Source organism: Robiginitalea sediminis, assembly GCF_002198115.1.
Lineage (GTDB): Bacteria > Bacteroidota > Bacteroidia > Flavobacteriales > Flavobacteriaceae > Robiginitalea > Robiginitalea sediminis.
In genome coordinates this window covers 156489-168916 of record NZ_NGNR01000001.1, presented here as the reverse complement: position 1 = coordinate 168916, position 12428 = coordinate 156489, and the positions used below count along the sequence as shown (strand labels likewise).

Annotated in this window: 11 protein-coding genes; all 11 read right to left on the bottom strand. The window is 57.0% G+C overall.

Going from position 1 to position 12428, the window contains the following annotated elements:
• Positions 1-4 precede the first annotated feature (4 nt).
• Complete coding sequence (locus CA832_RS00775; protein ID WP_088339656.1) at positions 5-946, bottom strand: Rossmann-fold NAD(P)-binding domain-containing protein; 942 nt, start codon at positions 944-946, stop codon at positions 5-7.
• On the bottom strand, positions 943-2070 hold the full coding sequence (locus tag CA832_RS00770) for an aspartate aminotransferase family protein (protein ID WP_088339655.1): 1128 nt from the start codon (positions 2068-2070) through the stop codon (positions 943-945). Before CA832_RS00770 ends, CA832_RS00775 begins: the two co-directional genes overlap by 4 nt.
• A 3-nt stretch (positions 2071-2073) precedes the next feature.
• Positions 2074-2868, bottom strand: coding sequence for a pyrroline-5-carboxylate reductase (proC, locus tag CA832_RS00765; protein ID WP_088339654.1), 795 nt, complete (start codon positions 2866-2868; stop codon positions 2074-2076).
• A gap of 18 nt (positions 2869-2886) precedes the next feature.
• Positions 2887-3861, bottom strand: coding sequence for an N-acetyl-gamma-glutamyl-phosphate reductase (gene argC / locus CA832_RS00760; protein ID WP_088339653.1), 975 nt, complete (start codon positions 3859-3861; stop codon positions 2887-2889).
• Entirely contained in the window at positions 3858-5042 is a 1185-nt protein-coding gene (argG, locus tag CA832_RS00755) for an argininosuccinate synthase (protein WP_088339652.1), read from the bottom strand. Before argG ends, argC begins: the two co-directional genes overlap by 4 nt.
• The gene (locus CA832_RS00750; protein ID WP_088339651.1) at positions 5039-5656 is read right to left on the bottom strand and encodes a GNAT family N-acetyltransferase; all 618 of its coding nucleotides are present in this window, start codon (positions 5654-5656) and stop codon (positions 5039-5041) included. The genes argG and CA832_RS00750 overlap by 4 nt, the downstream gene beginning before the upstream one ends.
• 192 nt (positions 5657-5848) lie before the next feature.
• On the bottom strand, positions 5849-7231 hold the full coding sequence (locus CA832_RS00745) for a mannosyltransferase (RefSeq protein ID WP_088339650.1): 1383 nt from the start codon (positions 7229-7231) through the stop codon (positions 5849-5851).
• An 82-nt stretch (positions 7232-7313) separates the two neighbouring features.
• Positions 7314-8798: a cellulose synthase family protein gene (locus CA832_RS00740; RefSeq protein ID WP_088339649.1), complete on the bottom strand. Its 1485-nt coding sequence runs from the start codon at positions 8796-8798 to the stop codon at positions 7314-7316.
• On the bottom strand, positions 8799-9488 hold the full coding sequence (locus CA832_RS00735; RefSeq protein WP_088339648.1) for a glycosyltransferase family 2 protein: 690 nt from the start codon (positions 9486-9488) through the stop codon (positions 8799-8801).
• Positions 9489-9532: 44 nt separating this feature from the next.
• Positions 9533-11119: a 4Fe-4S binding protein gene (locus CA832_RS00730; protein ID WP_233131680.1), complete on the bottom strand. Its 1587-nt coding sequence runs from the start codon at positions 11117-11119 to the stop codon at positions 9533-9535.
• The gene (locus CA832_RS00725) at positions 11116-12417 is read right to left on the bottom strand and encodes an NAD(P)/FAD-dependent oxidoreductase (protein ID WP_088339646.1); all 1302 of its coding nucleotides are present in this window, start codon (positions 12415-12417) and stop codon (positions 11116-11118) included. Before CA832_RS00725 ends, CA832_RS00730 begins: the two co-directional genes overlap by 4 nt.
• Positions 12418-12428: the final 11 nt, after the last annotated feature.

Genomic DNA, 12428 nt, shown 5'->3' with positions numbered 1-12428 from the left:
CGGGTTAAGCGTTCGATTCCAATAGGTGGGCCAGGGCAAGCTGGGCGGAGCGCGTACGGTTGGCCGCCTGGTGGATAACCAGGGACTGGGCGGAGTCCAGCACGGCGTCTTCCACCACCACGTTTCGGCGTACGGGTAAACAGTGCATAAACTGCGCAGTCCCGAGTTTGTTCCTTGTCATCATCCAGCCCGGATCCTGGGTGAGGATTTGCCCGTACCGGGTATAGCTGCTCCAGTTCTTGACGTATACGAAATCGGCATTTTTAAGGGCTTCTTCCTGGTTGTAGACCACAGGGGCACCCCCGGTGATTTCCGGGGCCAGTTCATAGCCTTCCGGATGGGTCACCACCAGGTCTACCGGCATGCGGCGCATCATCCGCACAAACGAATTCGGGACGGCCTGGGGCAGGGCCCTCGGGTGGGGTGCCCAGGAGAGCACAACCTTGGGCCGGTCCGTTTTCCGGTACGCTTCTACAGTAAGGGCGTCCGCCAGGGCCTGCAGGGGGTGGGCCGTGGCACTCTCCATGTTGAGGACAGGTACCCCGCTGTGACGGGCAAAGCCCTTGAGGACCTGTTCTGCATAATCCGCTTCCCGGTCCTGCAACCCGGCAAAGGCCCGTACCCCGATCAGGTCGGCGTAGGTCCCTACCACCCGGGCGGCCTCGCGGATGTGTTCGGCCTTGCCACCGTCCATGACTGTGCCGTCCTCATACTCCAGCTGCCAGCCTTCGGCCCCAAAATTCATCACAATGACCTCAAGCCCCAGCCTTCGGGCTGCCATCTGGGTGCTCAGGCGGGTGCGGAGGCTGTTGTTGAAAAAGAGCAGGCAGAGTGTTTTCCCCTTTCCGGGGGTACCCAGGGCCCCCTGGTCCAGCGCCAGGGCCTTCCCGCGGGCCAGCCATCCAGAGAGGTCGTCTATGTCGTCAATGTCGCAAAAATGGTTCATGCCAGTTCCTGTTTCAGGGCTGCAAAAAGCAGGTCGAGTTCTTCGGGTTTGATATTCAGGGGCGGCAGGATGCGAAGGAGGTTTTTGTCCTTGGCGCTGCCGGTAAAAATGCGGTGTTCGAAAATGAGCCTGCGGCGGAGGGCTGCCACTTCCCGGTCCAGGCGCAGCCCCAGCATCAGGCCCTTTCCCTTTACCTGGGTCACTGCTGTTATCCCGGCTACCCCTTTGCGGAAATAGGCTTCCATCTGCCGGGCATGTTCTGCCAGGCCTTCAGAATCCAAGACTTCCAGGACCGCCAGGGCTGCGGCACAGGCCAGGTGGTTGCCGCCAAAGGTGGTGCCCAGCAGCCCATGCGAGGGCCTGATGTCCGGGTGGATCAGGATGCCCCCCACGGGGAAGCCATTGCCCATCCCCTTGGCCATACTGATGATGCCCGGGGTAGCCGCGCTGTGCTGGAAGGCAAAAAACCGGCCGCTCCTGCCGAACCCGCACTGGACTTCGTCTGCGATAAAGACCGCCCCGTGGGCGGCACACTGCCGGCTTACAGCCTCCAGGAATTCCGGGGTGGCCATATCCAGCCCGCCCACCCCCTGGATGGCCTCCAGGATAACGGCGCAGACATCCCCTTTGCGGAGTTCTGCTTCCAGGGCTTCCGGGTGGTTCATCTCCAGGAAGGTTACCGGGTGCCCGGCATTGAGCGGGGCTACGATAGCCTTGTTGTCCGTTGCGGCAACCGCGGCGGAGGTCCGCCCGTGAAAGCTGTTTTTAAAGGCGATAACCCTGGACTTCCCGGTGTGGAAGGAGGCCAGTTTCAGGGCGTTTTCATTGGCCTCGGCGCCCGAGTTGCACAAAAAGAGCTGGTAGTCCTCCAACCCGGACATCTCCCCAAGTTTTTGGGCCAGGGCCTGTTGGAGCGGGTTTTCGATGGAATTGCTGTAGAAGGCCAGGGTTCGCAACTGGTTTTCCACCCCACGGACGAAATGCGGGTGGCTGTGGCCAATGGAAATAACGGCATGCCCGCCGTAGAGGTCCAGGTAGCGGTCTCCCTTCTGGTCGGTAATCCAGGCACCCCGGCCCTGTACGGGTGTAATGGGGTAGAGGGGGTAAACGTCGAATAATTCCATGGCCTAGCCTTTGCGGATTACAGAGATTTTATCGAATGAGGTCACAATTCCACGGATGAGGGAAGAGCTGAGCCCCTGGTGTTCCATTTCATTGAGCCCTTCTATGGTGCAGCCCATGGGGGTAGTGACCCGGTCGATTTCCTCTTCCGGGTGGCTGCCCGAGGTAATCAGGAGTTCTGCTGCCCCCCGGCAGGTGTGCATGGCCAGTTCCTGGGCTTCCCGAGCATCGAACCCGAGCTGGATGGCCCCCTGGGTGGTGGCGCGGATCAGGCGCATCCAGAAAGCGATGCCACTGGCGCAAATCACAGTGGCAGCCTGCATCTGCGCTTCCGGGATAACCATGGAGTGCCCCATCCGGTTAAAGATGGCCGCTGCCAGTTGCAGCCGGGCCTCCCCTTTTTTATTCGAACACAGACAGGTCATGGAATGGCCTACTGAGATGGCGGTATTGGGCATGGAGCGGATAATATGGGTGTCCGTCCCCAGGATGGATTCCATCTTGGCAATCCCAAAACCGGTAATGGTGGAAATGACCACGTGGTTTTCGTGCAACAGGTCCTTCACGGATTCCAGGATGCCTTCGAAGTGGATGGGTTGTACGGCGAAAATCAGGATATCCGAGCCGGCAACGGCCTCCCGGTTATCCGTAGTCAGCCTTACATTTCCGTACTCTTCAAAGGAGCGGATGCCCTCCAGGTTGCGCCGGGTCAGATACATGGTGGTGGCGCCTCCGCTGTGGAGGATTCCCGTGGCAATGGAGATTCCCAGGTTGCCGGCCCCGATTATGGCTATTTTCATGGCGGTTGTGTTTTTGGGTTAAAAGGCGCTGCCTTTGAGTTCCAGGCCCAGGGTTTCCTCCAGGCCAAAGATGAGGTTCATGTTCTGTACTGCCTGGCCCGAAGCCCCTTTCAAAAGGTTGTCTATGGCCGAGGTTACGAGCAGGTATTCGCCGTGGCGGTGCAGGTGCAAATGGGCAAAATTCGTATTGACCACTTGTTTTAGCGCCAGGGGTTTCCCGCTGCGGACGGTAAAGGCGGCCTGGGCATAAAAGGCATCGTACAGCCCTTCTGCCTCTTGCAGGCTCCCCTCATACCGGGTATAGGCGGTGGCGAAAATCCCCCGGGTGAAGTTCCCGCGAACCGGCAGGAAGAGGACTTCTGCCCCCTTACCCTGCAGGTCGGAGAGGCTTTCTCCGATTTCCCCAAGGTGCTGGTGGGTAAAGGGTTTGTACCAGCTCACGTTGTTGTCGCGCCAACTGTAATGGGTTGTTTCCGACGGGCTAACCCCTGCGCCCGTGCTCCCGGTAACGGCATTTACGTGTACGGTTTCCGTCAGCAGCCCGGCTTTGGCCAGGGGAAGCAGTGCCAGCTGAATGGCTGTGGCAAAGCACCCCGGGTTGGCAATGTTCTGGGCGCCTTCAACAGCCTCCCGATACAGTTCCGGCAGGCCATAGACAAAATCCCGCCCCAGGTAGGAGGCATCCGCCTGCAGGCGGAAATCATTGCTCAGGTCTATCACATGGGTCTTCTCACTAAACGGGTGTTCCTTCAGGAATGCCCTGGAGTTCCCATAGCCCAGACAAAGGAAGACTACATCGACCCCCGCATCGACCTCCCCGCTGAAAACCTGGCGGGTAACCCCCAGCAGGTCCGGGTGTGCCTCGGAAAGGGGCTTGCCCGCCCGGGTGGTACTGTAGACGAAATCCAGTGAGATGGCAGGGTGGGCCAGCAGGAGCCGGATAAGCTCCCCGCCGGTATATCCCGAACCCCCTATGATACCCGCCCGGATCATGACTGCTGCACATGGCGGGCTATCCGCCCGGGGTTCGACAGGATTTTGATAAAGCCCTTGGCTTCCTCGGCGCTCCAACCTTTATTCATTTCGCCATAGCTGCCAAAGGAGGCATTCATCAGGTCGTTCTCCGAGGCAATCCCCTCCAGTTCGAAGCGGTAAGGCAGCAGCCGGACGTACACCGTGCCACTAACCTTGCGCTGGGCGTCGGAGAGGAAGGCTTCTATATTGCGCATTACTTCGTCCAGGTACTGGCCTTCGTGCAGCAGCATCCCATAGAAATTGGCGAGTTGTTCCTTCTGGAACTGCTGCCATTTACTCAGGGTGTGCTTCTCCAGCAGGTGGTGGGCCTTAAGGATAATCAGCGCAGCTGCGGCTTCGAACCCCACCCGGCCCTTTATGCCGATGATGGTATCCCCTACGTGGATGTCGCGCCCGATGCCGTAGGGCCCGGCCAGGGCCTCCAATTGCTGGATGATGGCCACGGGCGAAGCTTTTTTGCCGTCCAGGGCCACGGGCTCGCCCTGTTGGAATTCCAGGGCCACGGTCCTTGGCTCGGTCTGGCTGGCTGGCGTGGGATAGGCCTCCTCGGGGAGGGCCTTGCGGGAAGTGAGAGTTTCATCGCCCCCCACGGAGGTGCCCCAAAGCCCCTTGTTGATGGAGTATTTGGCCTTTTCCCAGCTGTACGGGATCCCGTGGGACTGCAGGTATTCGATTTCCGATTCCCGGGACAGTTTCCGGTCGCGGATCGGGGTAATGATCTCCGCTTCCGGCGCCAGGACCTGGAAGATGAGGTCGAACCGCACCTGGTCGTTGCCCGCGCCCGTACTGCCGTGAGCAATATGGGTGGCGCCAATCTTTCGGGCGTACTGGGCGATCTCCAGGGCTTGCACGATCCGCTCCGCACTTACCGATAAGGGGTAGGTATTGTTGCGCAGCACATTCCCGAAAATCAGGTATTTCACCACCTTGTCGTAAAAGGAATCCACCGCGTCTATGGCCGTATAGGAAGCGGCACCCAGTTCCAGCGCCTTTTGTTCAATAGTTTGGAGTTCGGCGGCATCGAAGCCCCCGGTATTGACGGTTACGGCATGTACTTCATAGCCTTCCTGGTGGGTCAGGTAATGGGCACAGTAGGAAGTATCCAGGCCCCCGCTGTATGCCAACACGAGTTTTTTCATGATTTCTTCTTCTTTAGAAAAAGGGTTTCTTTTATGCGCTTAAGGCGCTCGTAGGTTTTTTTGTTTACCTGCCGCTCCCTGCCTATGCTCCGGTCGTTGGGGTCGTAGAGCATTCCGGTGCACAGGCACATTTTGCGTTCGGTCCGGGTAAGGACGTCGAAGTTTTTGCAAGTCTGGCACCCCTTCCAGAATTCGGGGTCGTCCGTAAGTTCGGAAAAGGTGACCGGGCGGTACCCCAGGTCGTAATTCATCTTCATCACGGCCAGCCCTGTGGTAATCCCGAAGATCTTTGCCTCGGGGAACTTCTTGCGCGAGAGGTCGAAGATGGCTTTTTTGATCTTCTTCGCCAGGCCCTGGTTCCGGTAGTCCGGGTGCACGATAAGCCCGGAATTGGCCACATATTTCTGGTGCCCCCATACTTCTATGTAGCAGAAACCGGCAAAATGCTCCCCGTCCAGGGCGATGATGGCATTCCCGTTCTTGATCCGTTTAATGATATATTCGGGCGTACGCTTAGCGATACCGGTTCCTCGCACCTTGGCGGACTCGGCGATGGTGTCGCAGATAATCTGCGCGTATTTTACATGTGATGCATCAGCAACGCAAATATTCATTGCCAACTGGGGATTAAGTTAAAAAGGAGAAAAGAGGGTCGGAGAAACGGAATTGGACACACCTAATTCCAAAAACAGCAGCACACCCTTACGGGCGGCGACGGCGCGCACGGGGGAACGGGAATGTATACTTCCCGTTGAAATTCGATAAAGAGGCGCTCGTATTCATCGGGTTAAATGTACAAATATTATTTAATTGGCGCTTTTCGGCGATTCTTTTTTGAAAAACGCATAAATATCCCGGCGCATCCTGACGATTTCATAAACCATATACCCGATGACTATGAAATATTCAACGAACAGCAAGAGGGGTAACTCTTCCACCACCTCCGAGGCATAGGCCGTATAAGACAGGACAACCAGGGCACTCCAGGCAATCGGGAAGCGAAAACGGGTAAAAAGGCTAAGCAATAAGGGGAAAGCCAGGTACCAGGGGTGGACCACCGCGGCGGTGAGGTAATACACACTGAACACCCCCAGGGCTCCGGTAAACCAATGCCTTGGGGAACGCATCTTGGGATGGAAGCAAAGAAGGCCGGCAACCAAGGCGGTTAACCAGGGCACATAGCGGCCGTAGTCGGCAATGAATTCCCAGGGTTTGGCACCCTGCCATACCGCAAGCTTTTCGGCCAGGGTATAGAGCCCTGCGTTAAACTCGAAGTTGGAAAACCAGAGTTTCAGGGTTTGCAGGTAGTGCGGGAGGAACTCCGGAAAGTACAAGGGATAAACGGCAAGGCCGAGGGTTGCCGCAGTAATCGCGTAAAACCCGAAACCCCTTTTCCAGCCCAGCAGGGGCCAGAACAAAGGCAAAAGCAATAGGGGCATGAGTTTTACCCCAATGGAAAGGGCATAGGGGATAGCCGCCCACACCCAGGATGCGTGCACCAACAGGTAAAAGCCCATCAGGAAGAAGAAGATCATGAGCCCCTCGAAATGCAGATTTCCCCCCAGCTCCACTATAATCAGCGGGTTCAGGAAGTACCAGAAAATGAGCTGTGGCGGTTTGTTCAGGCTCCGGAGCAGTTTCCGACCCAGATACAGGATTCCGATATCGGCGGCGAGTAACAGGGCCCGCATGGCCAGGAGGCTACCCCAAAGGGTTTTGCCCCCGAGCCATACGGCAAGGGCAAAGAAATACTGGTTAACCGGGGGGTAGTTGCTGTAATTCCGGGCGCTGAGCGACCCCATGCCCTGATGCAGGGTTTCGGCCAGGGGGAAGCCCCTGCCTCCTTGCTCCATGAAGGCATCCGGGGTTATGGCATAGGGGTTGCCTCCATCCAGCACGAGGATGCCATCCCAGACAAACCGGTAAAAATCCTGGGAAAGGTTGGGTTCGGCCAGGAAGAAAACCAGGCGCATGAGGATGCCCCCAACCACCAGAAAGCGGTAGTTCCACTTTTCGAACTGAATAAGTTTAAAGGCAAGGAAAAAAAGGGCAGCGTAAAGGGTAACCAGTTTAACCGAATCGGCGCGGGCCAGGTCGTAGGCAAAGGCGGCGTAAAGGCCCAGGCCAAGGGCCAGCAACAGGATGGAGATCCGGTGGAGGTTCCAGTAGGTCACCAATGCCCGGGGCATAGGAGTTTGGTTTGGTTACTCCTGCAAATAACTAAAAATATTCAGGAAAACCGCACGGAATTCCCCAGGGGGATGGTTTTACTCAGGCCTTTGCCGTAAGGGATGTGAAGAAGACAAACCCGAAGCCGAGGAACAGCATGAAATGGAACGGGAACAACCCGAAGTCGTTCAGCGGGATGGCGCTGTACATTCCAAACAGGAAGTAAAGCATCAGGGCAAATTCCAGGATCATGTTCGGGGACAGTTTCTTGGCCAGGTACTTGTTGCCCTTCCAGCTGTCCGTAAGGCTGTTGATGTTGAACTTCGGGGTGCGGACAAACTCAGACCGCTTGCCCATATGCCCTTCCAGCACCGCCACGGTGTTGTGGAGCGAAAAGCCTAGGGCTACCGAGAAGAACGTAAAGAACAGTTTGATGTAGTCCACAAAGTTGTCGAAACTGCTGCCCTGCATACTCTTGTAGGTGAACCAGTAACAGACAAAGAGGATGATGGTGCTAACAATGAAGAAGCTCGTAACCTCAAAGACCCAGCCCAGGTGGCCATAGGTGTTTTTGATGTAGAGCATGGGGATGCTCAGCACGGCCACTACGAAAACACATAGGAACATGCTGCTGTTGAGCAGGTGCATGACCCCGTGGAACTTGGTTTTGAACGGGATGTTCTTGGCCCTGATCACACTCAGTACCGTCTTGCGGAAGTTTTCGGCCCCGCCCTTGTTCCAGCGGAATTGCTGGGACCGGGCAGCACTGATAACCACCGGGAGTTCTGCCGGGGTTTCCACATTTTCCAGGTACTTGAATTTCCAGTTTTTAAGCTGGGCGCGGTAGCTCAGATCCAGGTCCTCGGTAAGGGTATCCCCCTCCCAGTTCCCGGCATCGTAGATACACTCCTTGCGCCAGATTCCGGCTGTGCCGTTGAAGTTGATGAAGTGCCCTTTGGAGTTGCGTCCTACCTGCTCCAGGGTAAAGTGCGCGTCCAGGGCAAAGGCTTGAATCCGGGTCAGGGTGGAGTAATCGCGGTTGATGTGGCCCCAGCGGGTCTGTACCACCCCGATTTCCTCGTCCTTGAAATAGGGTACGGTTTTCTTCAGCCAGTCGCTTCCGGGGAGGAAGTCGGCATCGAAGATGGCGATAAAATCGCCTTTGGCAATTTTAAGCCCTTCCTTCAAGGCGCCGGCCTTAAAGCCTTCGCGGTTCTCGCGGCGGATGTGCTGGATGTCCAGTCCCTCCTTCTGAAGTTCAGCAATCATGGCAGCGGTGGCATGGACGGAGTCGTCTGTGGAATCGTCCAGCACCTGGATTTCCAGCTTGCTCTTGGGGTATTCAATTTTGGCGATATTCTCCAGCAGGCGTTCCACCACGTATTCTTCATTGAAGATGGGCAGCTGGATGGTTACAAAGGGGATTTCCTTCGGGTCCAGCAGGTTGAACTTGGGGGCATCCTGGTTGCGCCGTTTATATCCGAGGTAGTTCACCAGCAGGTTAAGCTGGGACAAACTGTAGAAAAAGATCAGCAACAGCGCCAGGCTGTAGATTGCGATGATGATGTAGGAAATAGTAAGTCCCATTTATGTTATACTGTGTTTAAAGATCCACCCCAGGATTTTTACGCCTGCAAATATAGTACCTTTTACCGTTCCCGATACTTTGGAAACGCCAATTCTTTTTTTGTAACGCACTGGCACTTCGCAATATGCAAGCTTGTGCCTGAGGGCCTTCAGTTGCATCTCCACGGTCCACCCGTAGGTTTTGTCCTGCATGCCCAACTCCAGCAGCCGATCCGTTCGGATGGCGCGGAAGGGCCCCAGGTCTGTGAAGCGTGCCCCGTAGAGCAGCCGCATCAGCGTTGTGGCCAGCCAGTTTCCAAAGACCTGTTGCGGTGTCATGGACCCGGGTTCGCGGAGGCTTTTATGCCGAGCCCCGATTACCAGGTCTGCCCTCCCTTCCAGGATGGGCGCCACCACCTTTGGCAGCTCCTCCGGGTAATCGGAGTAGTCGCCGTCCATAAATACGAGAATATGGGGTGGGTTGGATTTTTCGACCAGATAATTCATGCCCTTCAGACAGGCATACCCGTAGCCCCGGTTGGGTTCGTGAAGGACGGTTGCGCCCGCAGCCCTTGCAACGGCAGCCGTCTGGTCGGTGGAATGGTTGTCTACCACCACCACTTCCGAGACCAAATCGGGCACCTCCGCCAGGACGTGGCCAATAGAATCCGCTTCGTTATAGGCCGGTATGATAAGGTCTATGCGTGTCATGGGTGGGGCGCTTGGCCGGTGCAAAAGAACGCAATCCCAGGCAATTATCGGGGGCTTTTACCCAGAAAATCCATAAGGTCCACATCGTTGCCCAGGAGGATTTCCCGCGGGTTGATCCGGTCTTTTAAGGGGCCGTTCTCCAGCCGCAACACCCCCCTCGGGCATACGGCCGAGCAAATCCCGCACCCCACGCAGCTGGCGCGGACTACATTCTGGCCTTTCTGGGCGTAGGCCCGCACGTCTATCCCCATTTCGCAATAGGCGGAGCAATTGCCGCAGGAGATACACTGCCCGCCGTTGGTCGTGATCCTGAAGCGCGAAAACAGCCTTTGCTGAAGGCCCAGGATAGCCGCCATGGGGCACCCGAAGCGGCACCAGACCCTGCTGCCGAAAATGGGATAGAACCCCGTGCCGATCACCCCGGAAAAGACACTTCCGATAAGGAAGCTGTAGGTCTTGCGAAGGGTTTCGGACTTGAAGAGGAAGAGCTGCTGGCCGTCGCTGGTGGTGTGCAGCAGGATCAGCCCCATGATAACCACAAAATAAGCGATGGCGCCTACCTTGGCATCTTTTCGGAGCTCCTGCCGTTTAAATACCATTACCCAGGCAAATACCAGGGTCAGGAGCGCGCCAACACCGAATAGAAGCTGACCGCGGCTGAGCCAGTATTTGCTGTTGTCCGGGCCCAGGTAGGAGTAGATAACCGCCGTGGTCATCAGGACCACAAAAACCAACACGCTGTGGATGACCCAACGCTCTACCTTCCAGGCAAAGGTGCTCTTGTCGCTCAGGTGGCGGAAGGGGTCCCCGGCGGTTTCGGCCAGGCCGCCACACCCGCATACCCAGGAACAGTACCAGCGTTTCCCAAAGAAATAAGTCAGTATCGGGGTAATGACCAGGGTGGAGGCAATCCCGAAGAGCAGCATGGCCAGGCCCAGATTGCCCGAGGAGATAAAGGCGTTGATGCGATAACGCTCAAAATTGTAGTAATTCAGGGGCCAGATGTTTTTCAGGTCGTAGTAGGGCAGGTCCCCGTTAAGGCGGGCCATGATCTCCGGGATCAGGAAGGCAAAGGCCAGTTGGAAGAACATCACGCTCAGGGTGCGCAGGATCTGATACCGGTTGTGGCGGTATTTCCAGATAAACTTAATGCCAAAGGCCAGGATAGCCAGGGTATAGAGGGCCCCGTATACAAACCATTGGCTGGCCGGGTTCCCGCTCAGGGCACGGCTCAGGGGGTCGAAGAAGGCGATAAGCCCCTGGTTGTCTCCCCCGGATACCAGCCCCAGGTATTCCGGGTAAAAATAAAGGACGACGTAAAAGCCCGTCAGCAAAATCCCCAGGCCCCAAGCCCAGATGCCCCGGCCCGAAACGGACTTAAACCAAACCCCGTTGTTCTTGATGCCTTCGGGATGTGTGCCATAGGAGGCATGGCTGAACCCGATTACTGAGACGAGGATGGCGAAAAGGGAGGAACTGAGCCATAAACCTGAGTTCGGAAAGGCAATCCCGAAGGTGGCCAGGAGCAGGATAAACAGGCCTGCAAACCCGGTAAAAAGCCAAAGGCGCTGCGCCGTATTCAGGCTTTTCGGGGGTCCTCCGGCAAGGGACATGGATTGGGGTGTGGTCATGATACAGGTTGGTTTTGGAGTTGATAGGCGGCCTGGATTTGTGCAACCGGGTGGCGGTATAATTCAGGGTCAAAGAGGGCTTCTCGCAGGTGGGCTACCACGTGGGTAGCGCTGCGGCCTTCCCGGAGCCAGCGGTCCAGGACTTCGTGCCGCATTCGCATGCCGAAGGTGTTTAGCCCGAGGAACAGGCCGGAAGACCCGTTGTAGGCGAGGGTCAGGCAAACCAGGTCCTTCGGGTGGCGCCAGTGGAAGTGCTGTTCTTCCTCCCCCCGGGAGCGCTCGGGGAAAACCCAGCCATAGGTCTGGTATTCGATATCCAGGAATTTAGCGGAATTAAACCAGTGCCCTGGGGCGTACTCACGCCGGTTGCCACAGATGGTCTGGGCCACGGTTTCGCCCATCATCCTACCGGTATACCAAACAGCCTCCACCGGTCTTCGGCGGCCGATTGGCTCCCGTTGCTGGGCGCAATCGCCAATGGCATAGACATCCCGGATGTTGGTTTCCAGATATCGGCTTACCAGGACCCCTTTGTCGAGCTCAATCCCGGATCCTTTGAGGAAGCCGATGTTCGGGGACACCCCGGCGGTAAGCCCCACCAGGTTGCAATCGATGGTTTCCCCCGTGTCCGTGACCACGGCCCGGGCCCGCCCGGAGGCGTCTGCCAGGATTTCTTTCAGGTTGGTCCCCAGGCGAAGGTCTATATGGTGTTCCCGAATGTGTTCGTTAATCATTTCGGATTCCCCCTTCGGCAGGACCCCGTTCCAGAAGCTGGATTCCCGGACCAGGAAGGTGACCGGGATCTCGCGGGAACGCAGCATTTCCGCCAGCTCTATTCCGATAAGCCCCCCGCCCACGATGACCGCCCTGTGGCAGGTTTTGTTGTCCGGGGCATAGCGCTCCAGCAGTTCGAGGTCCTGGTAGGAATACAGCCCCTGCACCCCATCCAGGTCCTGGCCCGGCCAGCCAAATTTGTTGGGGCGGGACCCGGTTGCCAGGATAAGGGTATCATACCCCATGGTCCTGCCGTCTGCCAGTTCCAGCGATTTTTGCTCCGGAAGTACCTGTTGCACGTACCCCCGGACCCGGTCGATGCGGTTTTTACCCCAGAAGGATTCCTCGTAGGGCTTGGTCTGGTCGAAGGTCAGGTGCCCCATGTAGATATACATCAGGGCGGTGCGGGAGAAAAAGGAATCGGTCTCTGCCGAGATGAGGGTAATCCGGGCATCGGATAATTTCCGGATATGCCGGGCCGCTGTAACCCCGGCAATACCATTTCCAATTATGACAACATGCATGGTTAGGGCTG